This window comes from Mesorhizobium sp. 01N446, assembly GCF_056399285.1.
Genome location: NZ_JBFTRA010000001.1, coordinates 1,309,032 through 1,335,968, shown reverse-complemented (window position 1 = coordinate 1,335,968; position 26,937 = coordinate 1,309,032). Strand labels below are relative to the sequence as shown.

General features: G+C 64.3%; 25 protein-coding genes. 13 read left to right on the top strand and 12 right to left on the bottom strand.

Going from position 1 to position 26,937, the window contains the following annotated elements:
• Positions 1–36: 36 nt before the first annotated feature.
• Positions 37–1,413, bottom strand: coding sequence for an MFS transporter (locus AC1DPX_RS06380; RefSeq protein ID WP_202357328.1), 1,377 nt, complete (start codon positions 1,411–1,413; stop codon positions 37–39).
• Positions 1,414–1,687: 274 nt separating this feature from the next.
• Positions 1,688–6,478, bottom strand: coding sequence for an NAD-glutamate dehydrogenase (locus tag AC1DPX_RS06375; protein ID WP_477235294.1), 4,791 nt, complete (start codon positions 6,476–6,478; stop codon positions 1,688–1,690).
• Between the two features lie 137 nt (positions 6,479–6,615).
• Here AC1DPX_RS06375 and AC1DPX_RS06370 point away from each other — a divergent pair, with 137 nt between their 5' ends.
• Both AC1DPX_RS06370 and AC1DPX_RS06365 read left to right on the top strand, forming a co-directional pair.
• On the top strand, positions 6,616–7,179 hold the full coding sequence (locus tag AC1DPX_RS06370) for a peroxidase-related enzyme (RefSeq protein ID WP_202357326.1): 564 nt from the start codon (positions 6,616–6,618) through the stop codon (positions 7,177–7,179).
• Positions 7,180–7,311: 132 nt separating this feature from the next.
• On the top strand, positions 7,312–7,638 hold the full coding sequence (locus AC1DPX_RS06365; protein ID WP_202357325.1) for a YciI family protein: 327 nt from the start codon (positions 7,312–7,314) through the stop codon (positions 7,636–7,638).
• 9 nt (positions 7,639–7,647) lie between these two features.
• Here AC1DPX_RS06365 and AC1DPX_RS06360 read toward each other — a convergent pair whose 3' ends face one another.
• Positions 7,648–8,262, bottom strand: a complete 615-nt coding sequence (locus tag AC1DPX_RS06360) for a LysE family translocator (protein WP_202357324.1) — start codon at positions 8,260–8,262, stop codon at positions 7,648–7,650.
• A gap of 213 nt (positions 8,263–8,475) precedes the next feature.
• On the opposite strand from AC1DPX_RS06360, the gene AC1DPX_RS06355 reads away from it, so the two are divergent.
• Positions 8,476–9,261, top strand: a complete 786-nt coding sequence (locus AC1DPX_RS06355; RefSeq protein ID WP_477235291.1) for an alkaline phosphatase family protein — start codon at positions 8,476–8,478, stop codon at positions 9,259–9,261.
• Positions 9,262–9,701: 440 nt separating this feature from the next.
• Positions 9,702–10,328 carry a DUF1062 domain-containing protein gene (locus tag AC1DPX_RS06350; protein ID WP_202357323.1) on the top strand — a complete coding sequence of 209 codons (627 nt, stop codon included), beginning with the start codon at positions 9,702–9,704 and terminating at the stop codon, positions 10,326–10,328.
• Between the two features lie 60 nt (positions 10,329–10,388).
• On the opposite strand, the gene typA is transcribed toward AC1DPX_RS06350, so the two are convergent.
• Positions 10,389–12,218 carry a translational GTPase TypA gene (typA, locus tag AC1DPX_RS06345; RefSeq protein ID WP_202357322.1) on the bottom strand — a complete coding sequence of 610 codons (1,830 nt, stop codon included), beginning with the start codon at positions 12,216–12,218 and terminating at the stop codon, positions 10,389–10,391.
• A 143-nt stretch (positions 12,219–12,361) separates the two neighbouring features.
• Between typA and AC1DPX_RS06340 the strand changes: the two genes are divergently transcribed.
• Positions 12,362–12,700: a hypothetical protein gene (locus AC1DPX_RS06340; RefSeq protein WP_202357321.1), complete on the top strand. Its 339-nt coding sequence runs from the start codon at positions 12,362–12,364 to the stop codon at positions 12,698–12,700.
• A gap of 112 nt (positions 12,701–12,812) precedes the next feature.
• Here AC1DPX_RS06340 and AC1DPX_RS06335 read toward each other — a convergent pair whose 3' ends face one another.
• Complete coding sequence (locus tag AC1DPX_RS06335) at positions 12,813–14,096, bottom strand: MFS transporter (RefSeq protein WP_477235289.1); 1,284 nt, start codon at positions 14,094–14,096, stop codon at positions 12,813–12,815.
• Between the two features lie 74 nt (positions 14,097–14,170).
• Between AC1DPX_RS06335 and AC1DPX_RS06330 the strand changes: the two genes are divergently transcribed.
• The gene (locus AC1DPX_RS06330) at positions 14,171–14,788 is read left to right on the top strand and encodes a TetR/AcrR family transcriptional regulator (RefSeq protein ID WP_477235287.1); all 618 of its coding nucleotides are present in this window, start codon (positions 14,171–14,173) and stop codon (positions 14,786–14,788) included.
• A 44-nt stretch (positions 14,789–14,832) separates the two neighbouring features.
• Positions 14,833–15,426 carry a hypothetical protein gene (locus tag AC1DPX_RS06325; protein WP_202357318.1) on the top strand — a complete coding sequence of 198 codons (594 nt, stop codon included), beginning with the start codon at positions 14,833–14,835 and terminating at the stop codon, positions 15,424–15,426.
• On the opposite strand, the gene ppa is transcribed toward AC1DPX_RS06325, so the two are convergent.
• The 6 genes from ppa to AC1DPX_RS06295 form a co-directional block, all read right to left on the bottom strand.
• Positions 15,427–15,960: an inorganic diphosphatase gene (gene ppa, locus AC1DPX_RS06320; RefSeq protein WP_202357317.1), complete on the bottom strand. Its 534-nt coding sequence runs from the start codon at positions 15,958–15,960 to the stop codon at positions 15,427–15,429. It lies immediately after the preceding gene.
• A gap of 200 nt (positions 15,961–16,160) precedes the next feature.
• Positions 16,161–16,667 carry a GNAT family N-acetyltransferase gene (locus tag AC1DPX_RS06315; protein WP_010912199.1) on the bottom strand — a complete coding sequence of 169 codons (507 nt, stop codon included), beginning with the start codon at positions 16,665–16,667 and terminating at the stop codon, positions 16,161–16,163.
• Between the two features lie 152 nt (positions 16,668–16,819).
• Positions 16,820–17,458 carry a TPM domain-containing protein gene (locus tag AC1DPX_RS06310; protein ID WP_477235285.1) on the bottom strand — a complete coding sequence of 213 codons (639 nt, stop codon included), beginning with the start codon at positions 17,456–17,458 and terminating at the stop codon, positions 16,820–16,822.
• A gap of 4 nt (positions 17,459–17,462) precedes the next feature.
• Positions 17,463–18,350: a TPM domain-containing protein gene (locus AC1DPX_RS06305; protein ID WP_477235283.1), complete on the bottom strand. Its 888-nt coding sequence runs from the start codon at positions 18,348–18,350 to the stop codon at positions 17,463–17,465.
• Positions 18,351–18,354: 4 nt separating this feature from the next.
• Positions 18,355–19,176 (bottom strand): TPM domain-containing protein, encoded by an 822-nt coding sequence (locus tag AC1DPX_RS06300; RefSeq protein ID WP_446721204.1) that lies wholly within the window; start codon positions 19,174–19,176, stop codon positions 18,355–18,357.
• Between the two features lie 27 nt (positions 19,177–19,203).
• On the bottom strand, positions 19,204–19,842 hold the full coding sequence (locus AC1DPX_RS06295; RefSeq protein WP_115140015.1) for a LemA family protein: 639 nt from the start codon (positions 19,840–19,842) through the stop codon (positions 19,204–19,206).
• A 164-nt stretch (positions 19,843–20,006) separates the two neighbouring features.
• On the opposite strand from AC1DPX_RS06295, the gene AC1DPX_RS06290 reads away from it, so the two are divergent.
• From AC1DPX_RS06290 to AC1DPX_RS06265, 6 genes are all read left to right on the top strand, one after another.
• On the top strand, positions 20,007–20,258 hold the full coding sequence (locus tag AC1DPX_RS06290; RefSeq protein WP_202357313.1) for a hypothetical protein: 252 nt from the start codon (positions 20,007–20,009) through the stop codon (positions 20,256–20,258).
• A 13-nt stretch (positions 20,259–20,271) separates the two neighbouring features.
• Positions 20,272–21,156: a pyridoxal kinase PdxY gene (pdxY, locus tag AC1DPX_RS06285; RefSeq protein ID WP_477235281.1), complete on the top strand. Its 885-nt coding sequence runs from the start codon at positions 20,272–20,274 to the stop codon at positions 21,154–21,156.
• The gene (locus tag AC1DPX_RS06280; RefSeq protein WP_202357311.1) at positions 21,153–21,923 is read left to right on the top strand and encodes a DUF429 domain-containing protein; all 771 of its coding nucleotides are present in this window, start codon (positions 21,153–21,155) and stop codon (positions 21,921–21,923) included. Before pdxY ends, AC1DPX_RS06280 begins: the two co-directional genes overlap by 4 nt.
• A 147-nt stretch (positions 21,924–22,070) precedes the next feature.
• Positions 22,071–22,715 (top strand): carbonic anhydrase, encoded by a 645-nt coding sequence (locus AC1DPX_RS06275; RefSeq protein WP_202357310.1) that lies wholly within the window; start codon positions 22,071–22,073, stop codon positions 22,713–22,715.
• Positions 22,712–23,146 (top strand): nuclear transport factor 2 family protein, encoded by a 435-nt coding sequence (locus AC1DPX_RS06270; protein ID WP_202357309.1) that lies wholly within the window; start codon positions 22,712–22,714, stop codon positions 23,144–23,146. The genes AC1DPX_RS06275 and AC1DPX_RS06270 overlap by 4 nt, the downstream gene beginning before the upstream one ends.
• 91 nt (positions 23,147–23,237) lie before the next feature.
• Positions 23,238–25,292: a M3 family metallopeptidase gene (locus AC1DPX_RS06265; RefSeq protein WP_477235279.1), complete on the top strand. Its 2,055-nt coding sequence runs from the start codon at positions 23,238–23,240 to the stop codon at positions 25,290–25,292.
• A gap of 161 nt (positions 25,293–25,453) precedes the next feature.
• On the opposite strand, the gene AC1DPX_RS06260 is transcribed toward AC1DPX_RS06265, so the two are convergent.
• The gene (locus AC1DPX_RS06260; protein WP_477235277.1) at positions 25,454–26,926 is read right to left on the bottom strand and encodes a M81 family metallopeptidase; all 1,473 of its coding nucleotides are present in this window, start codon (positions 26,924–26,926) and stop codon (positions 25,454–25,456) included.
• Positions 26,927–26,937: the final 11 nt, after the last annotated feature.

The following is a 26,937-nucleotide window of genomic DNA, read 5'->3' as shown; positions in this document are numbered from 1 at the left end:
GCGGATCGACCCTCCCCACAAAGGGGGAGGGTAAGCTCACTCCGCCGGTCGGTCGGCCGGATAGGGCGTCCTCACCAGGATCGCCATGCCGATCGCCAGGAACAGGATGATCACCGCCATGCCGAGCCGCGCCGAGTCCGAGAGCGCGGTGATCGTCGCGACCAGGAACGGCGCCAGGAAGCTGGTTGCCCGGCCGGCCAGCGCGTAGATGCCGAAATAGCGGCCGGATTCCGCCGCCGTCACGCTGCGCGCCATGTAGGAGCGCGATGACGCCTGCACCGGGCCGAAGGCCAGGCCGATCAACAGGCCGTACAGGATGTAGGCCTTTTCGGCCGCCGTGCCGAACAGCCCGCCGGAATCAGTGGTCGGCAGCTGGATCAGACCGAGCAGCGTGAAGCCCGGGCCGGTCGAGACGACGCCGACGGTGGCGACCGACAGCATGACCAGCGCGATCATGACCACGGCCTTGGAGCCGAGCGCGGTGTCGAGGCGTGCCGCGATCCAGCAGCCGAAGATGGCCACGACATTGAGTATGATGCCGAACATGCCGATCTCGGTGATCGACCAATGGAACATACCGGCCGCGAAGGTGCCGCCGAGCGCCAGCAGCGCGTTGACGCCGTCCTGGTAGATCATGCGGGCGACGAGAAAGCGGAAGATGCCGCCGCGCCTGCGCACCTCGGCCAGTGTCGATTTCAGTTCTGACAGGCCTTCGCGCACCGCCGGTCCGATCGGAATGCCCTTGATGGCGTCCGGCGTGAACAGAAACATCGGCAGGATGAACAGGAAATACCAGCCGGCCGACAGCGGCCCGGTGGCGCGCGCGTCCTCGCCCAAATGCGGATCGAGGCCGAACAGCGGGGTGATGCCGATGATGGTTTTGCCGGTCTCCGGCGAGCCGGCGAGACAAGTGACGACGAAGATCAGCGCGATCATGCCGCCGAGATAGCCGAGCCCCCAAGCCATGTTGGAGATGCGGCCGATCTCGCTCTTCGGCACAAGGCGCGGCATCATCGAATCGTTGAACACGGTGGAGAATTCCGCCGCCACCGAAGCCAGCGAGAACAGCGCCACGACCAGGAACAGGTTCGAGCCGGGGGCGGCGAACCAGAGCAAGGCGAGGCTGGTGATCTTGATCGCGGCGAAGAAGGCGATCCACGGCTTGCGCGGCCCGGTCTGGTCGGCGATCGAGCCGAGGATCGGCGACAGCACGGCAATGACCAGCCCGGCGGCGGCGATGCCATAGCCCCAGACCGCCTGTCCGGTGTTGGGATCGCTCGCCATGCGCGAAACGAAATAGGGACCGAAGATGAAGGTGGTGACGACCGTGAAGAACGGCTGCGCCGCCCAGTCGAAGAACATCCACCCCCAGATGCCGCGCCCGGACGCACGCTGCACTGTTTCTACCGCCATGATGATTCCCCCGGCCGCGCCCGCATCGGGCGCCATGTCTGCATGTTTTCGATGGCCATGCAAATGACAAGCGTCGCGCCGCCCCTCATTGCCCTGCCGGTCATTTCTCCCTGTATAGTAACGGGGAGAAAGACGCTGTCGCGAAGGTTTTCGCCAATTGTCGACGTCGCAGAATGGGCGCCGGCCTTGCGACCAGTTCCCTTCTCCCCGTCACTATACGGGGAGAAGGTGGCGGCAGCCGGATGAGGGGCGGCGCCAACCTTCGCAAGAACCCTCACATCCCCGTCAGATCGCTCATCAGCCCCGACGCCACCGACAGCCGTGACACGGTGATGTCGCCGCCTTCGGTCAGCGCTTGCAGCCGTTCGCGGATGCGTGCCACGCGTTCGCCGCCGGCTTCCAGCCAGGCGGCAACGGGATCGGCGGCCTTGGCGTGGCCGGTGAGCGCGGCGACCGCGATGCCGCGCCGTGCCGCGCCGATCGTATCGGTGGCGCGCGACAGCGCCAGCTGGTCATAGTAGTCCGACGGTGTGATCGAGCGCGCGGCGTCCTCGACTCGCGGAATGCGGAAGGCATCGCTGACCGCGAAGAACGCCTTGGCCGCCGCCACGATGTCGGCATTTGCCATCCGCGCGGTCAGCGCGATGTCGGGGATCAGTTCCGCCACCTCGCTCAGCGCCAGCTGCTCGGCCAGCCTTTCCGGCGCACCGGCCTTGAACAGCCCGTGCCGCTTCTCCTCGATCCGCTCTCGCGAGAAGGCCGGCAGCAGCGAAACCAGTTTCGGTTCCAGCGCCTTGCGCGCGTCCTGCAACTCGGCGATGCGCTGGCCGAGCGGTGCCGTCCCGGCATCGTTCTTGAGATACCAGCCGCTGGTCACGTAGATCAGCCGGCTCACCATCTGGTAGAGATCGAGTTGCACCTGGCCGTCGATCTGGTTGTCGAGCGCGTCGATCTCCCTGTAGAGCGCCGGCAGCACGAAGCCGTCACGCACCACGGCGAAGGTGCGCACCACATCGGCGGCGGTGCGCCCCGTGGCTTCCTGCAGCCGGTTGACGAAGGACGGGCCGCCGCGATTGACCAAATCGTTGGCGACGACACGCGTGATGATCTCGCGGCGCAGCCTGTGGCCGTGGATTTCGGCGGCATATTTCTTCGCCATCCGGTCGGGGAAATAGCCCATCAGGTCACGGTCGAAATGCGCGTCATCAGGCACGTCGCTGGCGACGATATCGGAGAACAGCACGATCTTGGCATAGGCGAGCAGCACGCCGAGCTCGGCCCTGGTCAGCGGCTCGCCGCGCGCCTCGCGCTCGGCAAGGGCCGCCGGTGACGGCAGCGTCTCCACGGCGCGGTCGAGCAGGCCGCGTGCTTCCAGCGCCGACATGAAGCGGGCCTGATGCGCGATGTCGGCGAGGCCACGCTTGCGGGCGATCGAAAGCGCCAGCGTTTGCTGGTAGTTGTTGGACAGGACAAGCCCGCCGACCTCGCCCGTCATCTCGGCCAGCAGCTTGTTGCGGGCCGGGCGCGTCAGCGAACCCTTGCGCATGGCCGACGCCAGCGCGATCTTGATGTTGACCTCGACGTCGGAGCAGTTGACGCCGCCCGAATTGTCGATGGCGTCGGAGTTGCAGCGCCCGCCATTCATGCCGAACTCGATGCGCGCCCTCTGCGTGACGCCGAGATTGGCGCCCTCGCCGATCACCTTGGCGCGCACGTCGAGCGCGGTGATGCGGATGGCGTCATTGGCGCGGTCGCCGACCTCGGCATTGGTTTCGGTGGAGGCTCTCAAATAGGTGCCGATACCGCCGAACCACAGGAGATCGACCGGCGCCTTGAGGATGGCGGTCATGATCTCGGCCGGCGTGGCGGTCGTCTTGGCAAGGCCGATCGCCGCCGCGGCCGCCGCCGGCAAGGTGATCGACTTCTGGCTGCGCGAGACGATGATGCCGCCTTCCGACAGCTTCGACTTGTCGTAGTCCTGCCAGCTCGAACGCGGCAGCGCGAACATGCGCTCGCGCTCGGCCATCGAGGCCGCCATGTCGGGATCGGGATCGATGAAGATGTCGCGATGGTCGAAGGCCGCGATCAGCCTTGTCTGCGGCGACAACAGCATGCCGTTGCCGAACACGTCGCCCGACATGTCGCCGACACCGACAACGGTGAAGGGCGAGGTCTGGATGTCGCGGTTGATCTCGCGGAAGTGCCGCTTGACCGCTTCCCATGCGCCCTTGGCGGTGATGCCCATCTTCTTGTGGTCGTAGCCAGCCGAACCGCCACTGGCGAAGGCGTCGTCGAGCCAGAAGCCATGCTTCTCGGAGATGGCGTTGGCGGTGTCGGAGAAAGTCGCCGTGCCCTTGTCGGCGGCGACGACGAAATAGGGATCGTCCTGGTCGCGCCTGACAACGCCGGCCGGCGGGATGACACCGTCCAGCCCGATATTGTCAGTGATCGACAAAAGGCTGGAAACGAAATTCTTGTAGGCCGAGGTGCCGGCCTCGAAGATCGCGTCGCGGCTGCCGCCAACCGGCAGGCGCTTGGGGAAGAAGCCGCCCTTGGCGCCGACCGGCACGATGACAGCATTCTTGACCTGCTGCGCCTTGACCAGGCCGAGCACCTCGGTGCGGTAGTCCTGGGCGCGATCCGACCAGCGCAGGCCGCCACGCGCCACCGGGCCGAAGYGCAGATGCAGGCCCTCGACCTCGGAACCGTAGACGAAGATCTCGCGCCACGGCCGTGGCGCCGGCAGACCCTCGACCGCCTGCGATTCGAGCTTGATGGCCAGCGACTGGCCTTTCTGCTTCGTATCGGCAACGAAATGATTGGTGCGCAGCGAGGCTTCGATCAGGTTGAGGTAGCGGCGGATGATGGTGTCGTCGTCGATGTTGGGCACATCCTCCAACGCGTCCTTGATCTTGGCCTTGAGGTGCTTTGCCGCCACCACGCCTTCACCCTCGGCCGTCGGGCCAAGCCTTGCGATGAACAGCGCATGCAGGCCGCGCGCGATCTCGGGATAGCGGTTCAATGCCGCGGCGATGAAATCCTGGCTTTGCGGAATGCCGACTTGCTGCAGGTAGCGCCCATAGGCGCGCAGGATGGTGATTTCGCCGGACCACAGGCCGGCGGTCTGGGCAAGGCCATTATAGCCGTCATTGTCGACGTCACCGCGCCACACCGACAGGAAGGCGTCCTCGAACAGCGCGCCGCCGTCGGCAAGGTCGATCGGCTTGCCGTAGGCGTTCTCAAGCTCCATGTCGTGGATGAAGACCATGCCGGACGGGCCGTCGCCGACCTCGAAGGTGCGCTCGCTGATGACGCGGAAGCCGATGTTTTCCAGCACCGGCACGCGCCGCGACAGCGCCACCGGGCTGCCATGGTGATAGATCTTCAGCGCCGCCTGGTGCGGCTTCTGCTCGGCATGGCGATAATAGTCGATGGCGATCGGATTGTCGGCGCTAATCCTGGCGATTCGCCCGGCATCGACCAGCGCCACCGCCGCGCTGAAGGAGTCGCGATAGCTTTCCGGCAGCCTTGCGGCGATGGCCTTCAACGCCTGGTCGCCGCCGCCCGCGTCCGCCGCGTCGGAAAGGGCATCCTCCCAGGTCCGCACGATGTCGCGGATGGCCGCCTCGATCGTCGCCTGCTCCACCTTCGGCGTCTTGCCGCCGGAGCGGCCGATGATGAAATGCACGCGCGCCAGCCCGCCTTCGGGGAAGGCTGGGTAATAGGCCGAGAGCCGGCCCTCGAAGACGGTTTTCAGATAGGCGCCGATCTTCTCGCGCACGACGCTGTCGTAGCGGTCGCGCGGCACGAAGACGAGGATCGAGACGAAGCGGTCGAACTGGTCGGCGCGCACCAGCGCCCGCACGCGCGGCCGCTCGACCAGGCCGAGAATGGCCGCGGCATGCTTGCGCAGGATCGGCACCGGCACCTGGAACAGTTCATCGCGCGGATAGCTTTCCAGCACGTTGATCAGTGCCTTGCCGGAATGGTCGTTCCGGTCGAAGCCGGACTTGGCGATGATGGTTTCGGCCTTGGAGCGCAGATACGGGATCTTCATCACCGAGCGCGTGTAGGCAGTCGAGGTGAACAGGCCGACGATGCGCAGTTCGCCGGCCAGCGCGCCCTTCGGGGTATAGGTCTTGACGCCGATGTAATCGAGATAGATGCGCCGATGCACGGAAGACTTGGCATTGGCCTTGGTGACGATCAGCGGTTCCGGTCCGTGCAGGAAGGCGCGGATTTCGGGCGTCGTCGTCACCGCTTCGGTGCCTCGCCGCAGCACCAGCACATCGGGATCGCTGAGGATGCCGAGGCCGGGCTTGTCGGCGCGCTCCAGATTGCCGCTTTCCTCGCCGCCCGAGTATTTGAACTCGCGCATGCCGAGGAAGGTGAAATTGTCGTCGCGCAGCCATTCCAGGAAGGCGATCGCCTCGGCGACACTGTTCTTGTCGAGCGGCACCGCCGAATAGCGGAACTCGGAGATCGCCTGGTCGAGCCGGGCGAGCATCGGCTTCCAGTCCTTGACGGCGGCGTGGACCTGGCCAAGCATCTTGCGCAGCCTTTCGGTCAGAGCGCTCGCCGCCTCCGCTGTCAGCCGCGGTATGTGGACATGGATGACGCTCAGCCGGTCATGATTGCCGTCGTCCCTGGCGAAATTGCCGTCGCCGAGGATTTCCTCGACACCGTTCTTGCCATGGCGCACGGTGATGACCGGGTGGGTGACAAGGGTCGGTTCGCCCGATGTCTCGGTGATCTCACCCAGGATGGAATCGAACAGGAACGGCATGTTGTCGTTGACGACGGTGATGACCGTGACCGGACGGCCTTCGCGGACGACGCCCGAATCAGCCTCGACGGCGACGACGCACCCGCCCTTCCTGTGGCCGGCGACGGCCTGGCCGGCGAGTTCGGCGGCACGTGCCAGGTCGGTCGCCTCATAGGCGGCGATGTCTTCCGCGGGCGCGCGGGCGAGCAGGTAATCGGCAAGCCTGACTGGCCTTTCCTCGGTCTTTGTCGCTGATGAGGCTTTTTTTTTCGGCTTCGCTGCGGATTTCACGCTGGCCATGACGCTATTCCCTCCCGTCGAATGCTTTTACGACTATCGTAGCAGATGACCGCTGTTTGGCGACAAAGGTTTGACGGCTAGCCTCGATTTATCGGAATTCGATCACAAGGCAGCGCCCGACGAGGAGAAATGACCCCATGACCGGCAAAATATCAGCATTGGATCTGGCCTCGGGAAAGCTGAGCGAGCCGACAAAGGCCTATTTCGCCAAATGCGAGGAGAAGCTCGGCCTCGTTCCCAACGTGCTCAAGGCTTACGCCTTCGACGACAAGAAACTGCGCGCCTTCACCGACATGTACAACGATCTGATGCTGGGTGAATCCGGCCTGTCGAAGCTGGAGCGCGAGATGATCGCGGTCGCCGTCTCCTCGATCAACCATTGCTACTATTGCCTGACCGCGCATGGCGCCGCGGTGCGCCAGCTGTCCGGTGATCCGGCCTTCGGCGAGATGATGGTGATGAATTTCCGCGCCGCCGATCTGTCGCCGAGGCAGGCCGCGATGCTCGAATTCGCCGTCAAGCTGACCGAGGAGCCGGCCAGGATCGTCGAGGCCGACCGGGCCGCGCTTCGGAAGGCCGGCTTCAGCGACCGCGACATCTGGGACATCGCCTCGACCGCGGCCTTCTTCAACATGTCGAACCGGGTGGCGGCGGCGATCGACATGCGGCCGAACGACGAATACCACGCCATGGCGCGATAGGGACCGTCGCTCCCCAACGCCCCGTATATTAGCGATCGCGCATTCTCGTTGCTTGTTTGCCGGTTTGGTCCGATGATCGTCAGGCGGCGTGACCGCATGCCGGTTCGATGCCGCTCATCAAGGGAGGAGAACATGGCGAAGTTTCTCTACGTCTATCACGGCTCGGGCAAGATGCCGACGAGCGAAGCCGAGCGAAAGGCGATGACCGACGCCTGGTCAGGCTGGTTTGGAAAGCTTGGCTCGGCCGTTGTCGATCCGGGCAATCCGGTCGGCATGTCGAAGACCGTCCTGCCCGGCGGCAAGATAGAAAACAACGGCGGCAGCAACCCGACCGGCGGCTACTCCATCATCGAGGCCAGGGATATAAACGATGCCGCGGAGAAGGCCAAGGGCTGCCCGATGCTGGCCATGCCAAACTGCAATGTCGAGATCGCGCCGATCATCAATATGATGGGTTGACGCTTCGTCTCAGGATCGAGCCGCGATCGCCGCGGCAGCGCCGGCCATCGTGGTCGCGCTGACGCGGTTGGCGATCTTCATGGCGCGCTTGCTTTTCAAAAGCTTGCGCGCCTGCGCGGCGGCGAGCACCCAGGCGAGATCGATGGCGATCAGCACCACCGCCATGGTCGCGGTCAGTTCGACCCAGCCGACGATGCTGACCGAAGCGAGGTCGATGATGGTCGGCAGCAGCGCCAGATAAAACATCATGATCTTCGGGTTGCCGAGCGTCACCGCCATGCCGGCGAAGAACAGCTTTACGGCTGAATCCTCGCGCGGCATCTCGCCCTCTTTGGCATCGACAGGCGCCGTCCACATCTTCCAGGCGAGGTAGGCGAGATAGAGGACGCCGACCCATTTCACGACAACAAAGGCGAAGTGAAAGGTCTGCGCCACCACGGCCAGTCCGAACACCGCCAGCGACAGCCAGATGCCCTCGCCGATCCACATGGCGAGCAGGAACGGAAACACGTCGCGGAACCCTTTCGCGATGACGCGCGCCACCAGCGCCGCGATCGACGGACCCGGCGACCCGGCGGCAACGAAGAGAGCGGCGGCGAAAATCAGCAGCGAGGCGAGATGCATGGCGGGGCCTTACAAGCGGTTGAAGGGCGCACAATATCCGATCGACATCACCGCTTGCAATGTCGATAGCAGCAGATCCCAGACCGGCTCCACGTTTGGCCATGCCCTTGACTGTCATGCCCGACTTGCAGTCAGGTCGATCTTGCCGCACAGCCGGGAGGAGGAGTTTTCGTGATTGTGCAAAGTTGGCGCGGGGTCGTTCGACGGTTCTCCATGCTGGCTGTTCTGCTCGCCAACATGGTGCCGAGCCAAGCGCCCCAGGCTGCAGCATCGTCGAGGAAGCCGCCGAAATATGATCACGTCGTTGTCGTGATCATGGAGAACCACACCTTTGAGCAGATTTCTCTGGCGGGACAAACCGCTCCCTATTTGAATAGGCTGGCAAGAGGCGGCGCGCTGTTCGATCGATCCTATGGGGTTGCTCACCCCAGCCAACCCAATTATTTCGCGCTGTTCAGCGGCTTAACACAAGGCGTGCATGACGATGGCATGCACGCCTTTGCTGCGCCGAACCTGGCCGCTCGTCTTCGGGCTCACGGCAAGACATTTACGGGCTACGTCGAGGCCGGGTCGCCGCGAAAACATAATCCCTGGGAATCGTTCGCCGACGCGAAGGGATTTGAGAAGTCTCTTGCCGACCTCCCTCGCGACTACGCGAAGCTACCGTCCCTCAGTTTCGTGATTCCCAATCTCGAAAATGACATGCATGACGGCACAATAGAGACGGCTGACACTTGGTTGAAAAATCACCTTGGAGGTTACGCCGCCTGGACGAAGAAAAACAAAAGCCTTTTGATAGTGACGTTCGATGAAGACGACTACCATACAGAGAACCATATATTCACTGTATTTTACGGATTCGGAATCGATTCAGGACGTTACTCCGAAAAGATCGATCACTATTCCGTCTTGCGGACCATTGAAGACATAGAGGGCATACCCCCCTTGGGCACCAGCGTCGTCAGAAGGGTGATCGCAAGTGGCTGGAGCCGACGGTAATTTCGCGCTGGACATGTCACAAGCATCGATCGCCGGCGTCGCCGCTGGCCACTCCTTCCCGTCGCCTCGACGATCGATCGTCTCCAGACAAGTTTGCCGTCATTCGTTTCAAGCCACTGGCATCCTTGCAGTCCTCATTGGCTACGGCTAGAAGACCCGCCGCGAAACAATTTTGAGCTTCACTTTGCCTCAGTAACCGCCGGTCTCGTCAACTCCCCCGACACACCTGCATGGCGCCGCATCCGCGGTGCCTGTTCATGTTCACGTGTTCCTCTGGGCGGCGGTTCGAGACCGGTTTGGCACTGCTGAACCGCTGTCGCGCGCTTTCCGCCGGCGACTCCTGACTTCACCATCTCCGCAGCCACCCGCCACGCCGCGCCCGCAGGGGCATCTCGATTGTGCCGACCTGATGAACTTCCCGACGGGAAGGGCTTACCGGCATGTCTTCTACTGTGCGTATCCACTGGGCGATCGCGCCCCAAATCGCCCCCAAACCGCTGATCAATTGCAATCGCTGCGGCGGCGTGAAGGCCTATCGCTGCAGCGGAAAATTCCGCGTCAACGCCAACGGCAAGCGCATCGACGTTTGGCTGATCTACCGCTGCGTCGATTGCGACAATTCCTGGAATTTCGGCATTTTCGAACGCTGCAACCGCCGCGACATCGAACCGGCCCTGCTACGGGCGCTCGAGAGCAACGATCCGGGGCTGGCGCGGCGCCATGCCTTCGACATCGTCGCCCTGCGCAACCAGGTGGGGCGCGTCGAGGAGTTTCCCGATGTCGCCGTGCACAAGCGATTGCTCGGCGGCGCCGGGGAAGAAGCGGCGGCCCTGGAGCTCCAGCTTGGGCTGGAAATGCCGACATCGCTGCGGCTTGATCGCCTGCTCGCCGGCGAACTCGGCATTTCGCGCTCGCGGCTGCAGGCGCTGGAGGAACGGCGCCTTCTGGTCGTCGATCCGGACGGCGCCAAAGCCTTACGCAAGCCGGTCCGTCAGGGAATGACGATCCGTATCGACCTGGCCGGCGAGCCGGATCACCAGGCCATCATCCGCGCGGCCGGCGGATAAACGAGAGAGGGGCGGAGCATCTGGTGCTCCGCCCCTCTCGAAAATCGTCGGATGAAAAAATTACGCCGCGCCGACCGCCTTGGACGACTTTTCGAAACGCTTGCGCTCGTTCGGATCGAGATAGAGCTTGCGCAGCCGGATGGTCTTCGGCGTCACCTCGACCAGCTCGTCGTCCTGGATCCAGGCCAGCGCGCGCTCCAGCGTCATGCGGATCGGCGGGGTCAGCTTGACCGCCTCATCCTTGCCGGCGGCGCGGATGTTGGTCAGCTTCTTGCCCTTCAGCACGTTCACTTCGAGGTCGTTGTCCCTGGAATGGATGCCGATGATCATGCCCTGATAGACCTTGACGCCCGGATCGATGACCATCGGGCCGCGATCTTCCAGGTTCCACATGGCGTAGGCGACCGATTCGCCCTGCTCGTTGGAGATCAGCACGCCGTTGGTGCGGCCCGGCAACTCGCCCTTGTAGGGCTCGTAGGCATGGAACAGCCGGTTCATCACGGCGGTGCCGCGCGTGTCGGTCAGAAGTTCCGACTGGTAGCCGATCAGGCCGCGCGTCGGCGCGTGGAAGACGATGCGCTGGCGGTTGCCGCCGGAGGGGCGCAGTTCGACCATCTCGGCCTTGCGCTCCGACATCTTCTGCACGACGACACCGGCATGCTCCTCGTCGACGTCGATGACGACTTCCTCGACCGGCTCCAGCAATTCGCCGTTCTCACCCTTCTGCATGACGACGCGCGGACGCGACACGGCGATTTCAAAGCCTTCGCGGCGCATCGTCTCGATCAGCACGGCGAGCTGCAATTCGCCACGGCCGGAGACGAAGAACGAATCCTTGTCGGGCGATTCCTCGATCTTCAGCGCGACATTGCCTTCGGCCTCGCGCAGCAGGCGGTCGCGGATGACGCGGCTGGTCACCTTGTCGCCTTCGGTGCCGGCGAGCGGGCTGTCATTGACGAGGAAGGACATGGTCACGGTCGGCGGATCGATCGGCTGCGCATGCAGCGCTTCCGTCACCGTCAGATCGCAGAACGTATCGGCCACGGTGCCTTTCGACAGGCCGGCAATGGCGACGATGTCGCCCGCCTGAGCCTCTTCGATCGGCTGGCGCTCGAGGCCGCGGAAAGCCAGGATCTTCGAGATACGGCCGGTTTCGATCTGGGTGCCGTCATGGTGCAGCACCTTGACCGCCTGGTTGGCCTTCAGCGTGCCGGATTCGATACGGCCGGTGATGATGCGGCCGAGGAAGGGGTTGGCTTCCAGGATGGTGCCGATCATGCGGAACGGACCGGGATGAACGGTCGGCGCCGGCACATGCTTGATGACGAGATCGAACAGCGGCGCCAGCTGCTGGTCCTTGGGGCCTTCCGGATTTTCCGAAACCCAGCCGTCGCGGCCAGAACCGTAGAGGATCGGGAAGTCGAGCTGCTCGTCGGTGGCGTCGAGCGCGGCGAACAGGTCGAACACCTCGTTGACCACCTCGACATGCCTGGCGTCCGGACGGTCGATCTTGTTGATGACGACGATCGGCTTCAGGCCGACCTTGAGCGCCTTGCCGACGACGAACTTGGTCTGCGGCATCGGGCCTTCGGCGGCGTCGACCAGCACGATGGCCGAATCCACCATCGACAGGATGCGCTCGACCTCGCCGCCGAAATCGGCGTGGCCGGGTGTGTCGACGATGTTGATGCGGGTGTCCTTCCAGTCGACCGAGGTCGCCTTGGCCAGGATGGTGATGCCGCGTTCCTTTTCGAGGTCGTTGGAATCCATGGCGCGCTCGGCGACGCGCTGATTGTCGCGGAAGGAGCCGGACTGCTTCAAAAGCTGGTCGACAAGGGTGGTCTTTCCATGGTCGACGTGCGCGATGATCGCGATATTACGGAGTTTCATGTTCTGGGTCTCGGAAGCGTTGCAGGCAGCAGGCCAAAGGCGCTGCCTCTTTCGGTTGCGCGGCTCATACAGGGTTTTTCGCAGTTGCGAAAGGGGAAGCGCGACACCAAATACTCATCAAATCTTAAGCATCTGCGTGTGAGATGATTTTGTTAACCAAGGCGGGAACCTTTCAGGGCCCGGGCAGTTCGACCGACATGACCGATAAACTCAACCGATTTTGGCCACTCATCGCCTCCGTGGCGTTTGCCCTGCTGCTGGCGGCCAACGCCGCGCAGTCGGCTGCCGCGACCCAGAAAGGCGCGCGCGCCGTTGCGCAGTCAGACAACCAGACTGCCGAGCAGGCCTTTGCCGATGCGCCCGACGGCGTTGACCCGGTGGTGACCGGCCCGGTCACCGCCGCCTTCAAGCAACGCCAGGACGCGGCCAACTGCGATACCGCCGTGTGGCCGAACATTCCGATGGTCTGCTACCCGGATTGAGTGGTCGGCCCATTTGCCGTCCCAACAACAGCACTCATTTATGCTCTATTAAACGCAAAGGCGACCTGACTGCCGTCAGATCGCCTTCGATCGCAATTTGAGCTAACCCGTCTTAAGCGACTTGCGGCTCCGGGTCGAAAGCCGGCCGGCTCGTGTTGATCAGCAGTGAGATACAGGCCGCCGCGATGGCGGTCATGCCGGCGATCAGGAAGGCCAGTTCGTAATTGCCCTGCAGCTCGCGCATCGTGCCGCCGAAGGCGGCCGCGGTGGCGGCACCAACCTGATGGCCGGCCACGATCCAGCCAAAGACGATCGGGCCGCTGCGGTCGCCGAACGCCTCGTTGGCGAGCCGCAGCGTCGGCGGCACGGTGGCGATCCAGTCGAGACCGTAGAGCACGGCGAAGATGATCAGGCTGGTCGCCGAGAAGCCGGAATAGGGCAGATAGATCAGCGACAGGCCACGGATGGCATAGTAGACGCCGAGCAGCTTGCGCGGATCGAAACGGTCGGTGAGCCAGCCCGACAGCGTCGTGCCGATCAGGTCGAAAATGCCCATCATCGACAGCAGGCCGGCGGCCTGCACCTCGCCGATGCCCATGTCGCCGCAGAAGGCGATCAGATGCGTGCCGACCAGCCCGTTGGTGGTGAAACCGCAAACGAAGAAGGTGGCGAACAGGTACCAGAAGACGCGGGTACCGGCCGCGCGGCGCAATGTGTTGAGCGTATGCGCGAGGAAATTGCCCTGCGATGCGGGCGAAGTCGGTGGCACGTCGTCGGCCTCGGCGCCATAGCGCACCATGCCGATCGAGGCCGGGCGCTCTGGCACCAGCAGCCAGACCAGCGGCAGGAGACAGGCCGTTGCGACCGCGACCGCGATGGCGACCGGCTTCCAGCCGCCCGATTGCGCCAGCGAGGCCAGCAGCGGCAGGAACACCAGCAGGCCGGTGGCGCTGGAGGCCGACATCAATCCCATGACGAGGCCGCGATTGGTCTTGAACCAGCGGTTGACGATGGTGGCGCCAAGCACGCTGGCGACGGCGCCGGAGCCGATGCCCGAGAAGACGCCCCAGGTGATGAAGAGATGCCAGGGCTCGGTCATCAGCAGGCTGAGAGCGGTCGAGCCCGACATCACCACCAGCGATGCGATCAGCGTGCGGCGCAGCCCGATCCGCTCCATCAACGCGGCGGCGAAAGGACCCGTCAGACCATAGAGCAGGATGCCGACGCCGGCGGCCAGCGAGATGATATCGCGCCGCCAGCCAAAACTGTTTTCCAGCGGCAGCATCATGACGGCGGGCGCCGAGCGCAGCCCGGCGGCTATCAGCAGGCAGAGGAAGATGACACCGACCACGACGAAAGCGTAGCGCTGGCCAAACGGACGGGACTGAGCTATCATGTTACTGACCGGTACGTTGCAAGATGGGAGCCTGTATACGTACCGATCGGTAACACTGTCAATCGAGTTCCATGATGCCAGCCGACAAAAATATTGAACTATCCATCAGCGACGATCATGCATCGGCGCCGCCGAAGGCCGCCAAGAAGATCCTCGACGTGGCCTATGACCTGTTCTACCGGCGCGGTATCAGGGCGATCGGCGTCGACGAGATCGTCAAGCGCGCCGGCGTCACCAAGCCCAGCCTCTATCGCAGCTTCCCTTCCAAGGACGAATTGGCCGCTTCCTATCTGCGTCAGTATGACCACGAATTCTGGGAGCGTTTCGACGAGGCGGTCGACGCCCATCCCGGCGACCCGCGCGCCCAGATCGGCGCCTTTCTGACCCGCGTCGGCAAGCGCACGCAAAAGCCCGACTATCGCGGCTGCGGCATGACCAACGCGGCGGTGGAATATCCCGAGCGCGGCCATCCGGCGCGTGTCGTCAGCGAGGCCAACAAGCAGGAGCTGCGCCGCCGCTTGCGCGCCATGGCCGCGGCGATGGGCGCGCAGGACGCCGACACGCTGGGTGATGGGCTGCTGCTTTTGATCGAGGGCGCCTATATCAGCGGCCAGCTGTTCGGCCTTGGCGGTCCCGCGCAGTCGGTGGCGACGAACGCCGATCTGCTGATCGGAGCAAGCTTGAAGAAATAGCGTTTGGCGGTACGTTGCTCCGGCCCGAACCGGAGATTTTCATCATGCGCGCCATTCTGATCCCGCTTGCGTTTGCCGGCCTGTGTCAGGCGGCTCATGCCGGCGACATATCCAGCGCCTACACCGACCTCGATTCGAAGAAGGATTGCGTGACCTACGCGCAGGCCGAACAAGGCGATGGCGACTGGGCCGATCTCGCCTGTTCGGGCTATCGCGGCTACCCCGTGCTCATCGCTTATGACGACGCCCGCGAGTCGCTTTTCTACGGGTTTCCGCCTGGCGGCGACATGACGTCCGCCTGGGAAAGTTTTTCAGGCTTCAATTCATCCGCGGCCAAGGTCGAGTGGCGCATCGAAACCAATGGCGACAAGGCCGTGCCCTTCGCCGTCATCCACCGCCGCACGATCAGCGATGCCGAGGATCAGAACAAATCGACGGACGTGCTGCTCGTCGCCAAGGTCGGCCAGATGGACGCGCGGGAAAGCTGCGCCGTCGGCCTTGTGCTGGCCACCGGCAACCCGCAGGCCAACGACCAGGCGCGCAAACTCGCCGACGAGAAGGCGCGCACTTTCACCTGCGGCAAGGACAGGCACACCGTCATCGGCAAAGTGCCTGCTTTTGGACGGGTGGATAACTGACTACTTGGCCTTTTTCGCCCGTTCGATCGCGTCGACGATCATCTTCTTGGCATATTTGGAATCGTGCCAGCCTTCGATCTTGACCCATTTGCCGGGTTCGAGATCCTTGTAGTGCTCGAAGAAGTGCTGCACCTGCTGGCGCGTGATCTCGGGCAGATGCGTGTATTCGGTGACGTTTTCGTAGCGCAGCGTCAGCTTCGGCGACGGCACGGCGATGACCTTCTCGTCCTGGCCGGCATTGTCTTCCATCACCAGCACGCCGATCGGCCTGACATTGATGACGCAGCCCGGCACCAGCGCGCGGGTGTTGCAGACCAGCACGTCGATCGGATCGCCGTCCCCCGACAGCGTGTGCGGCACGAAGCCGTAATTGCCGGGATAGCGCATAGAGGTGTGCAGGAAGCGGTCGACGAACAGCGTGCCGGCCTCCTTGTCCATCTCATACTTGATCGGCTCGCCACCGATCGGCACTTCGATGATGACGTTGACGTCTTCGGGCGGATTCTTTCCGGTGGCTATGGCTTCAATGCGCATGGATTTGTCCCTCTCTCGGTTGGGAGGAGATAGCGGGCGTCGCACAATGGCGCAATGCGGCGAATGGTGCTCGCGCACGTCAGGCGATACGCGATCGTATCAGACGCGTTCAATCATGAGCACAAGATGTTTCAGCGTCGTGATTTCACCGGGATACGCACCGCCTACCGGCCTTGCTGTGCGCGATCATCCCCCGGCTGTCATTCCCAGACGAAGGCGACCTTCTTCAGAGCCTTCTGCTCGAAGATCTCGACACCTTCGGCGACATCGCGGCCGCCGGCGCCGGCATAGAAGGCCAGCGCGTTCTGATTGTCTTCCAGCGCCCACACCACCATGCCCTTCAGGCCATGGTCGGCAAGACGCGCCCTGGCCGCCGAAAACAGCCGCCGGCCAAGCCCGATGCCTTGATATTCCGGGCGCAGGTACAATTCGTAGATCTCGCCTTGCTGCTTGAGCTCCCGGGCGCGGTTCTTGCCGATCGTCGCATAGCCGGCGATCGTGCCACCGATTTCGACGACCAGAACGGTGGCGGCGCGGCGAATCGCGTTCGCCCACCAGTCGGCGCCGCGGCGGTTGATCATCGACGTCAGCGTGCGGTGCGGAATGATGCCGGAATAGGCGCCGCGCCAAGCTTCCAGATGCACTTCGGCAATGGCGCCTGCATCGCGCGGGTCTGCTTTCCGGATGTCGATCGTCAGCGTATTCATGATTTGTTAACCATAAACCCGCATCGGCCGATTGCAAGAGTCCGGGCGGTCCGCCGGCCGCTTTCTAACAGCGTTCCTGACATTGCTGACATCGGGCAAAAGCCCGTCCGGAAACAGGCCGGATGGGTAAAGTGGTGTCTACCAGCAGGCTCTCATATCTCGATCAGATGGTCGTCGAGCTCGTTGGCATCGCCTGAGGTGACCGGGAAATGCTCGGCCAGCACCGCCCCCACCTGCTCGATCGCCTTGACGAAACCATCGGCAAGCCGGTCGTCGCCGGCATGCGCCGTCAGATCCCGCACCACGCCGTCCCAGACATGCTGGCCGACCTTGGCGTCGATGCCCGAATCGGCGACCACCTCGGCATAGCGCTCGGCGATCGAGACGAAGACCAGCACGCCGGTGCGCGCCGTGGTGCGGTGGACGTTGCGGGCGAGAAACTGCTTGATCGCGTTGGCGTGCGCGGCCTGATAGCGCAGCCGCCGGGGCACCATATGGATGCGCAGCCCGGGAACCGCCCACAACAGGGCCAGCACGCAGGCCAGCGCCAGCAATTGGGCGATGACGAAATGCGGCAGGCGGATGGTCAGCCACCTGGCCTCCAGCCCGTAGGCGACGGCAAGGCTGACGAGCAGCATGCCAAGCGTCGCCATCAAGGCGGCAGGGGCGAAATAGCCGTCGCTGGCATGCGCGACGACGCAGTAGATCTCGCCGTCGGTTTTGGCCTCGGCCGCGCGGATCGCGTCGGCGATGCGCTCATGGTCCTGCGGGCTGATCGGTTGTGTTGCCATTGTCTCACCAGCTTCCTGAAGAACCGCCACCACCGGACGAGCCGCCGCCGCCCGAAAACCCGCCGCCGCTGCTGCTCGACCCGGACGACCAGCCGGAGCTTCCCGACGACCAGCCGCCGCCCGAAGAACCCGATGTCCAGCCGCTGCTGCCCGAGGACCCGCTTGGCCCGCGGCCGTAGCGAAACGTCATGCCGAGCCACCTATACACGCCCGGCGACAGCTTGGTGCCGAACATCGGCGGCAGGAACGCCATCGCCAGCCCGCCGAAGAACATCGTGCCCCACAAGATCAAAAAGATCACGACGATCGGGTCCACGGGGGTGCTGCTGTCGGCCGGATTGCGCTTGCCGCGTGCTTCCAGCTCCTCCGGATTGCCCTCGAGCACCATGACCATGTCGTCGACGGCCTTGCTGATGCCGCCGGAGAAATCGCCGGCGCGGAACGCCGGCACCATGTCGTTTTCGATGATCAGCTTGGTGTGCAGATCGGTCAGCGTGCCTTCCAGACCATAGCCGACCTCGATGCGCATCTTGTGGTCGTTCTTGGCCACCAGCAAAAGCACGCCGTTGTTCTCGCCGGCCTGGCCGAGCTTCCAGAACCGGAACAGCCGGTTGGCATAGGGTTCGATCTCCTCGCCGTCGAGGCTGGGGATCGTCGCCACGACGATCTGGTCGGAGCCCTTTTTCTCGAAATCGGCGAGTTTTTGCGTCAGCGCCGCCTTGGTGCCGGCATCGATGATCCCGGCATTGTCGACGACGCGGCCGGTCAGGGCAGGCAGCTCGGCGGCAAAACCCGCCAGGCAGGACAAAAGCAGCATCAAAGCCGTCAGGACCGCGTTGATCGCCGGGTTGAAATGGCCGGGCCTCGGTAGGCGGATGGTGCGTGCCGTCATGCCGTCACCAGCTTCCCGAAGAGCCGCCGCCGCCGGACGAACCACCGCCGCCGGAAAAGCCGCCACCGCCGCCACCCGAAGACCAGCCGCCGCCGGAACTGCCGGAAGACCAGCCGCCGGATGAGGAGCGCCGCCCGGGCTCGAACGTCATGCCGAGCCAGCGATAGCGTCCGGGCCCGAGCTTCTGGCCGAAGATCGGCGGCAGGATGGAGGCCGCGATGCTGCCGAAGAAGATGATCGCCCAGATGCTGATGAAAATGGCGAAGAACAGGTCGTCGGAATTGAACGGCGCCTCCTGGTTGCGCTGGCCACGCGCCTCCAGTTCCTCCGGATTGCCCTCCAGCACCATGATCATGTCGTCGACGGCCTTGGAGATGCCGCCGGAAAAATCGCCGGCGCGGAAGGCCGGCACCATGTCATTTTCGATGATCAGCTTGGTGTGCAGGTCGGTCAGCGTGCCTTCCAGCCCGTAGCCGACCTCGATGCGCATCTTGCGGTCGTTCGGCGCGACCAGCAGAAGCACGCCGTTGTTCTCCTTGGCCTGGCCGAGTTTCCAGAAGCGGAACAGCCGGTTGGCGTAAGGTTCGATCTCCTCGCCGTCGAGGCTGGGGATGGTGGCGACGACGATCTGGTCGGAGCCCTTGGTCTCGAAATCGGCGAGTTTCTGCGTCAGCGCCGCTCTGGTGCCGGCGTCGAGAATGCCGGCATTGTCGACGACGCGGCCGGTGAGCGCCGGCAGGTCCGCGGCGAAGGCCGCGAACGGAAGCGCCAGGACGAAGAGCACAATGGCGGCAAGGCGGCCCAGACGCCGTCCCTCATCGGCCAGCAAGATCACGGCGTTTGACCCCGGCTGTTACCCGCCCTGCTTCGTGCCGAAATCGACCTTCGGCGGCTGCATCTTGTCTTCGTCGACGGTGAAGTTGGCGAAGGGCTCGTTGCTGCGGAACCAGAAGGTCGCCCACAGCACCGACGGGAAGGTCTTCAGCGTCAGATTATAATCCCTGACCGCCTGGATGTAGTCGCGCCGTGCCACCGCGATGCGGTTCTCGGTGCCTTCGAGCTGCGCCTGCAGCGCGAGAAAATTCTGGTTGGCCTTAAGGTCGGGATAGGCCTCCGACACCGCGATCAGCCGCGACAGCGCGCTGGTCAGCCCGGCCTGGGCATCCTGGAACTTCTTGAGCGCTTCGGGATCCTTCAGCGTTTCCGGCGTCACCGTGATCTGCGTCGCCTTGGCGCGCGCCTCGACGACCGCATCGAGCGTGTCCTTTTCATGCGAGGCGTAGCCTTTGACCGTCTCGACCAGATTGGGGATGAGATCGGCGCGGCGCTGATACTGGTTCAGCACCTCGCTCCAAGCCGCCTTGGCGTTTTCCTCCGCCGTCGGGATCGTGTTGTAGCCGCAGCCGGCAAGCAGCGGCAGCACGATTGCCATCATCAGGAAGGCGGGCAGCGTGCGGAATGTCGATGGTCGAGCAAGGCGCTGGGCAAGCATGATGGGGTCCCTCGGTAGAAGTTGCAAGCGAAGCATTACCACAATCAGCGCGCAAGAAAACGGCCTCGGCCCTCTGGACCGGGCCGGCCATCCATCGCCTTGCCGCAAGCCCCTGTGATTGGCCGCGCGAACGCGATAAGGTCCGGTCAAAACGGGACATCATCATGGCAGGGCGCCAGGACAGCGACAGGGAATCGCGCCGCATCCTCGAGCGCGTCGCGCAGGAGACCGATCCGGCCGGGAATTCCTTCGTGGCGCGGACGACGAAGGGCATGCGCGACCATGTCGCCGCCGCCGATGCCGACCGCACCGACCCGATCGAGGTCTGGGGCACGCGCATTGGCCGGATACTCGGCCTGCTTCTGGCGCTGGGCCTGATGGTCTGGCTCGTGCTTTTCCTCACCCGGGGCAGCTAGGAATCAAAAAACAATGAGCGCCGAAAAACCCGACGCGCCGCGTGCGGTCATCGTCATTTCCAGCCATGTCGCCCGGGGTTCTGTCGGCAATCGCGCCGCCGTCTTTGCTCTGGAGACACTGGGCTTTCCGGTCTGGGCGGTGCCGACAGTCATCCTGCCCTGGCATCCCGGCCATGGGCGGGCGACGCGCATCGTTCCGCCGCTCGATCAGTTCAAGGCGCTGATGGCCGATCTCGAGCGCGCGCCATGGCTGGGCGAGGTCGGCGCGGTTCTATCAGGCTATCTCGGCGAGTCCGGCCAGGCCGAGGCCGTCGCCTCGCTGGTATCGGCGGTGAAGGCCAGGACGCCGGATGCCGTCTATATCTGCGATCCGGTGATGGGCGATTCCGGCGGGCTCTACGTGCCCGAGCCCACTGCCGCCGCCATGCGCGACCGGCTGATGCCGATCGCCGACATCGCCACGCCCAACCGCTACGAGCTGGAATGGATGGCCGGCGCGCCGCTGCCGGACCTGAAATCGGTGATCGCGGCAGCGCTCCACGCCGGACCGCCGACCATGCTGGTCACCTCGGCACAGTCGATGATGATCGGCGGCACCGGCAATCTGCTGCTCGACGGCACCCAGGCGCTGCTCGCCGAGCATCGCCTGATCGACAAGCCGCCGAACGGCCTGGGCGATCTGACGGCCGCCGTCTATCTCGCCCGCATCCTTTCCGGCCAGCCGCCGATCAAGGCGCTGCAGTCGACCACGGCGGCGGTCTACGAGATCCTGGCGCGCACGGCAAAACGCGGCGGCGACGAGCTGCAGCTGGAAACCGACGCGCAGAGCCTGTCGCACCCGATGGCCATGGTGCAGTTGCGCCATCTCACGCATCCGGGGCGGGACCGCCGGGCGTGACTTCGGCTGGGGTCGTGCTGGTCGGCGCCGACGGCTGCAAGGCCGGCTGGATCGCCGTGCGGCGCGAGCCCGGTTCATTACCCTCGGTCGAAATCTTCGCCAGTTTCGCGGCGCTGCTTGCGGCAAATCCTGGCGATGCGGTTGTCGCCGTCGACATGCCGATCGGCCTGCCGGAGTTCTCCAGCAAAGGCGGGCGAGGCCCGGAGGCGCTGGTCAGGCCGCTGCTCGGGGCACGCCAATCCAGTGTCTTCTCGATCCCGTCGCGCGCCGCGCTCTATGCCGACACCAGCGACTTCACCACGATCGAAGCCTGGTATGCCGCGCATCGCAGGGCAAGCGAGGTGGCAAGGGCGACATCCGATCCGCCGCGCGGCGTTTCCATCCAGGCCTTCGGTATCTTTTCGAAGATCCGCGAGATCGACGCCTTGTTGATCGCGCGGCCCGATCTGCGCGGCCGTATCTTCGAATCGCATCCGGAAGTCGCCTTCTGCCGCCTGAATGGCGACCGGGCGATGCAGCTGCCCAAGAAGATCAAGGGCAGCGTCAATCCGGCCGGCATGGCGGAGCGCAAGGCGCTGCTGTACCGGCACGGCTGTGGCATCGACTTCCTCGACCAGGCGCCACCACGCGGTGCGGCCGCCGACGATTTCCTCGATGCGGCCGTCATGATGCTGATCGCCGGCCGCATCGCCAGCGGCAAGGCGAGGCCGTTTCCCAACCCGCCACTCGCTGACGGTTTTGGCATACCGGTCGCCATCTGGGCATGACAATGTCGGCGGGCGTCCCGCTTATGTGCATGGCGTTTATGGCCAGACCCCACAATTCTGCATTGCTCGTGACGGGCTTTTACCGTTAGAGGCTTTCTCGACCGCAACGAGCTGCCGCCTCCAACCCCGGAAAGGCCTTAGCCGCCCATGCCTCATCTTCCTGACCACCTCCTCGCCGGCTACCGCAATTTCATGAATGGCCGCTACCTCACCGAGAGCGGCCGCTACCGCGAGCTCGCCCGGGAGGGGCAGGCACCCGAGACGATGATCGTCGCCTGCTGCGATTCCCGTTCGGCCCCCGAAGCGATCTTCGACGCCGGACCGGGCGAACTCTTCGTGCTGCGCAATGTCGGTAATCTGGTGCCACCTTACGAACCGGACGGTGAGTTCCATTCGACCTCGGCCGCGCTCGAATTCGCGGTGCAGAGCCTCAAGGTCAAGAACATCGTCGTCATGGGCCACGGCCGTTGCGGCGGCATCCGCGCGGCGCTCGACCCGAATTCCGCGCCGCTGTCGCCCGGCGACTTTATCGGCAAGTGGATGAGCCTGATCGCGCCGGCCGCCGAAACGGTGTCCTCCAGCACTTTCATGACGGCGGCGGAACGCCAGACGGCGCTTGAACGCATCTCGATCCGCTATTCCATCGCCAACCTCCGGACCTTTCCCTGCGTCTCGATCCTTGAAGGCAAGGGCCGGCTGTCGCTGCACGGAGCCTGGTTCGACATATCGACCGGCGAGCTCTGGGTGATGAACAAGGAGACCGGCGATTTCGAACGGCCGGTGCTGGAATGAACGGCACGGCGCGCCAGGTGAGGAACGTCCGGTCGGCCGTTTTCACCGCCGCCGCCCTGCTGATAGCGATCGCTGCCGCGCGCGCCGATGACGGCTTCATCATCAACCGCTGGTATTCAGCGCTGCTGGTCGCCGACCGCACCGAACTTGCCGACCTGCTTGCCGACGACGTCCGCATCAAGCTCGAAGACCTCGGTGTGGTCCAGAGCAAGCAGGAGTTCATCGCCTCGCTCGACGAGTGGAAAGGTGCCGTCGCGGGCGCCGCGATCCGCCACCGCATCGAGAAGAGCGAAGGCGGCGTCACCACGGTGATCGCCTGCTACGATTTCCCCGACAATGACATGCTGATGCAGGAAACCTTCGCGGTGGCCGACAACCGCATCACCGCCAGCTCGCAAGCCGCGATCGCCGAAAACTGCGAAGCCTATTGAGGCGGATCGGCCAGCTGCCATATTGCGGGCCCGTCGGCCGCGCCCTACATCGGTGACACCCCTCCTCCTCGATGCCAGCGAAAGACCCTCCATGCCCTCAACCAAAGCCGTCGACCTCGCCGCCCATCCGCTGACCGCGTGGCAAGGGCCGCTCGGCCTGCCCGACTTTGCCCAGATCGGCGACGGCGATTTCTCCCCAGTCTTCGACGCCGCGCTGAAGGCGCATGAGGCCGAGATTGATGCGATCGCCGGCAACGAGGATGCGCCGACCATCGAGAACACGCTTGAAGCGCTGGAACTCGGCGGCGAGGCGCTCGATCAAGTCTCGTCGATCTTCTGGTGCCGCGCCGGCGCCCACACCAACGAGACCATCCAGGCGCTGGAGCGAGACATCTCGCCGAAAATGTCGAGGCATTTTTCGGCGATCTCGATGAACGAGAAGCTGTTTGCCCGCATCGACGACCTTTATCAGCGCCGCGAGAGCCTTGGCCTCGACGCCGAGACGCTTCGGGTGCTGGAGAAGACCTGGAAAGGCTTCGTCCGTTCTGGCGCCAAGCTCGATGCCGAGGGCAAGAAGCGGCTGGCCAGGATCAATGAGGAGCTGTCGTCGCTCGGCACGACTTTCGGCCAGAACGTGCTGGCCGACGAGCGTGACTGGGCGCTGTTCCTCGACGTATCAGATCTTGCCGGCCTGCCGGATTTCGTCCGCAGCTCGATGGCCGAGGCCGCCGAGATGCGCGGCCAGAAGGGCCGCTACGCCGTTACTTTGTCGCGCTCGATCTACGAGCCGTTCGCGACCTTCTCGGAACGCCGCGACCTGCGCGAGGTCGCCTTCCGTGCCTTCACCATGCGCGGCCAGAACGGTGGCGCCTCCGACAACACGTCGGTCGTGCGCGACATGCTGAAACTGCGGGCCGAAAAGGCCAAGCTGCTCGGCTACGCCTCCTTCGCCGCGCTGAAGCTCGACGACACCATGGCCAAGACGCCGAAGGCAGTGCACGACCTGCTCGACCCCGTCTGGGAAAAGGCGCTGGAAAAGGCCGCTGCCGACCAGAAGGAGTTGGAGCGGCTGGCGGCGGAAGCCGGCAGCAACGAGAAATTCGCCGCCTGGGACTGGCGCTTCTACCAGGAGAAGCTGCGCGCGGAAAAATTCGCGTTCGATGAGGCGGAGCTGAAGCCCTATCTGCAGCTCGACCGCGTCATCGACGCCTGCTTCGATGTCGCGACAAGACTGTTCGGCATCACCTTCGAGGAGAAGAAGGGCATCGCCGCCTGGCACCCCGACGCGCGCGTCTTCGCGGTGAAAAATGCCGATGGCAGCGAGCGCGGCCTGTTCCTCGCCGATTATTTCGCACGGCCTTCGAAGCGTTCCGGCGCCTGGATGAGCGCGCTGAAGTCCGGCTATAGGCTCGGCCACGGCTCGAAGCCGGTGATCTACAACATCATGAACTTCGCCAAGCCGCCGGCAGGCGAGCCGGCACTGCTGTCGGTCGACGAGGCGAAGACGCTGTTCCACGAATTCGGCCATGCGCTGCACGGCATGCTGACCGACGTCACCTGGCCGTCGGTTGCGGGCACCTCGGTCAGCCGCGATTTCGTCGAACTGCCCTCGCAGCTCTACGAACACTGGCTGACCGTGCCGGCGGTGCTGGAAAAGCACGCGCTGCACGTCAAGACCGGCAAGCCGATGCCCAAGGCGCTGCTCGACAAGATGCTGGCCACGCGCACCTTCGGCGCCGGCTTCGCCACGGTGGAATTCACGTCTTCCGCCTTGATGGACATGGCCTATCACGCCCGGCCCGATGCCCCGGCCGAGCCGCTTCGTTTCGAAGCCGAAACGTTGGCAGAACTCGACATGCCCGACACCATTGCGATGCGCCATCGCACCCCGCATTTCGGCCATGTCTTCTCGGGCGACGGCTATTCGGCCGGCTACTATTCCTACATGTGGTCGGAAGTGCTCGACGCCGATGCCTTCTCCGCCTTCGAAGAGACGGGCGATCCCTTCAATCCGGCATTGGCCGAGCGGCTGAGGAAGAACATCTACGCCGCCGGCGGCTCGAAGGACCCGGAAGAACTTTACACGGCCTTCCGCGGCAAGATGCCGTCGCCGGAGGCGATGATGGTGAAGCGCGGGCTGGTGTAGCGCTGGTAATCTCCCCCCTTGAGGGGGAGATGGCCGCAAAGCGGCCAGAGGGGGTCGGTCCGACTGGACTCAACCTCCTGCGGCGGAGGAGGCTAGCGCTCTACGTTAGGCGACCCCCTCTGTCGCCTTCGGCGACATCTCCCCCTCAAGGGGGGAGATTATCAACGCCACGGGTCCTTCACCCTCGGCCACACCGGCCGCTTCAGCTTCCTGTAATCCGTCACCGCCGGATTGCTGGGATAAGAACTCGGCGCCGTGACATAGATGATCTCGGCGGCTATCGGCTCGAAGCCGGCGTAGAAATGGTTGGTCGACTTGATCAGCAGCATGTCCTTGCCCAGCGGATCGACTCCGATATTGGAGAAGATATCCGGTTCGAAAGTCTGGGTGCGGTTGGTGTTGAGGATGATGTCGACCTCGGTGCCTTCGATGCGGATCAGCGCGGTCGGCCCGAGCGTCACCCGGCTTGGTCCGAAACTCTGCCAGCCCTCGGCGACGGCCTTCAGCACCGTGACGCGCGCGTCGATCGGCTCGCCCGCCTGCGGCCCGGCCTTGCCGCCGAAACGCAGGTCGATGACGGCGCCCTCTCCCGCCGCCAGGCAGAAGGTCACCGCGATCGGGTCCCAGATCGTCGCCACGCCGAATCTGTCTAGCCCACGCGCCAACATCTCGCGCAGCACGAAGGTGCCGTCGCCGGGAACGCCGCCACCGGGATTGTCCCAGACGTCGGCGATGACCACGGGTTTGGCGGGGTTCATGGCGCGCACCGCCAGCGCCCGGTCGATGCCGTCGGCGGTATCAAGCATCGTCATCGCCGTCTTTTCGCGCAGTTCGTAGAGCTCGCGTCCCAGCCGCTCCGCCAGCGCGTCGCCCTTGGCCTTGTCATTGTCGGTGACGACGAGGATGCGCGTGCCCATTTCCGGCACGTCGGCCGCCATGAAGCCGTGGATGACGGAGACCGACAGCACCCCGTCCTTGCCGTGAAGCGCCTTGATGCGGTCGACGAAGGAGCGCATCGGTTCGCGGCTGGTCGGCAGCACCTGGATCATGCGGCAGTCGAAGGTCGAAATGACCGGCTTGATCTCGCCGCGCGCGGCCGCCAGCCCGAGTTCCACGACATGCTCGCCGCGCTCGTAAAAATCGGTGTGCGGGAATTCGAGGAAATAGGCCATGATGTCGGACGCCGCCACGCGCTTGGGCGTCAGATGGCTGTGCGGATCGAACTCCGAGGCGATCACCACATCGGGCCCGACAATCCCGCGCACACGTTCCAGCAGATCGCCTTCGCAATCGTCATAGCCCTGCGCCACCATGGCGCCATGCAGGCCGAGAATGACGGCGTCGACCGGCAAAGCCGCCTTCAACTGGTCGAGGATTTCGTCGCGCAGCGCTTCGAAAGTCTGCCGCTGTAACAGGCCGCCGGGCTCGGCCCAGGTGGCGGTGCCTTCGATCACGGTCAGCCCTTCTTTTGCCGCGCGCCGGCGCAAGGCGACGATCGGGGAGGAGCACAAAGTCGGCGTCTCCGGATGGTTTCCCGGCCCGGCATAGAAGGCCATCTCGAACGAGGCCCGGTCCGTCGGCACCGGCGAAAAGGTGTTGGTTTCCGTCGCCAGCGAGGCGGTGAAGATGCGCATGTAAGCTCCGT

What these genes read in the sequence shown, in the direction of transcription:
- AC1DPX_RS06380 (WP_202357328.1), bottom strand. Translation starts at nt 1,413, where the DNA reads ATGGCGGTAGAAACAGTGCAGCGTGCGTCCGGGCGCGGCATCTGGGGG.
- AC1DPX_RS06370 (WP_202357326.1), top strand. Translation starts at nt 6,616, where the DNA reads ATGACCGGCAAAATATCAGCATTGGATCTGGCCTCGGGAAAGCTGAGC.
- AC1DPX_RS06365 (WP_202357325.1), top strand. Translation starts at nt 7,312, where the DNA reads ATGGCGAAGTTTCTCTACGTCTATCACGGCTCGGGCAAGATGCCGACG.
- AC1DPX_RS06360 (WP_202357324.1), bottom strand. Translation starts at nt 8,262, where the DNA reads ATGCATCTCGCCTCGCTGCTGATTTTCGCCGCCGCTCTCTTCGTTGCC.
- AC1DPX_RS06355 (WP_477235291.1), top strand. Translation starts at nt 8,476, where the DNA reads ATGCTGGCTGTTCTGCTCGCCAACATGGTGCCGAGCCAAGCGCCCCAG.
- AC1DPX_RS06350 (WP_202357323.1), top strand. Translation starts at nt 9,702, where the DNA reads ATGTCTTCTACTGTGCGTATCCACTGGGCGATCGCGCCCCAAATCGCC.
- typA (WP_202357322.1), bottom strand. Translation starts at nt 12,218, where the DNA reads ATGAAACTCCGTAATATCGCGATCATCGCGCACGTCGACCATGGAAAG.
- AC1DPX_RS06340 (WP_202357321.1), top strand. Translation starts at nt 12,362, where the DNA reads ATGATTTTGTTAACCAAGGCGGGAACCTTTCAGGGCCCGGGCAGTTCG.
- AC1DPX_RS06335 (WP_477235289.1), bottom strand. Translation starts at nt 14,096, where the DNA reads ATGATAGCTCAGTCCCGTCCGTTTGGCCAGCGCTACGCTTTCGTCGTG.
- AC1DPX_RS06330 (WP_477235287.1), top strand. Translation starts at nt 14,171, where the DNA reads ATGCCAGCCGACAAAAATATTGAACTATCCATCAGCGACGATCATGCA.
- AC1DPX_RS06325 (WP_202357318.1), top strand. Translation starts at nt 14,833, where the DNA reads ATGCGCGCCATTCTGATCCCGCTTGCGTTTGCCGGCCTGTGTCAGGCG.
- ppa (WP_202357317.1), bottom strand. Translation starts at nt 15,960, where the DNA reads ATGCGCATTGAAGCCATAGCCACCGGAAAGAATCCGCCCGAAGACGTC.
- AC1DPX_RS06315 (WP_010912199.1), bottom strand. Translation starts at nt 16,667, where the DNA reads ATGAATACGCTGACGATCGACATCCGGAAAGCAGACCCGCGCGATGCA.
- AC1DPX_RS06310 (WP_477235285.1), bottom strand. Translation starts at nt 17,458, where the DNA reads ATGGCAACACAACCGATCAGCCCGCAGGACCATGAGCGCATCGCCGAC.
- AC1DPX_RS06305 (WP_477235283.1), bottom strand. Translation starts at nt 18,350, where the DNA reads ATGACGGCACGCACCATCCGCCTACCGAGGCCCGGCCATTTCAACCCG.
- AC1DPX_RS06295 (WP_115140015.1), bottom strand. Translation starts at nt 19,842, where the DNA reads ATGCTTGCCCAGCGCCTTGCTCGACCATCGACATTCCGCACGCTGCCC.
- AC1DPX_RS06290 (WP_202357313.1), top strand. Translation starts at nt 20,007, where the DNA reads ATGGCAGGGCGCCAGGACAGCGACAGGGAATCGCGCCGCATCCTCGAG.
- pdxY (WP_477235281.1), top strand. Translation starts at nt 20,272, where the DNA reads ATGAGCGCCGAAAAACCCGACGCGCCGCGTGCGGTCATCGTCATTTCC.
- AC1DPX_RS06275 (WP_202357310.1), top strand. Translation starts at nt 22,071, where the DNA reads ATGCCTCATCTTCCTGACCACCTCCTCGCCGGCTACCGCAATTTCATG.
- AC1DPX_RS06270 (WP_202357309.1), top strand. Translation starts at nt 22,712, where the DNA reads ATGAACGGCACGGCGCGCCAGGTGAGGAACGTCCGGTCGGCCGTTTTC.
- AC1DPX_RS06265 (WP_477235279.1), top strand. Translation starts at nt 23,238, where the DNA reads ATGCCCTCAACCAAAGCCGTCGACCTCGCCGCCCATCCGCTGACCGCG.
- AC1DPX_RS06260 (WP_477235277.1), bottom strand. Translation starts at nt 26,926, where the DNA reads ATGCGCATCTTCACCGCCTCGCTGGCGACGGAAACCAACACCTTTTCG.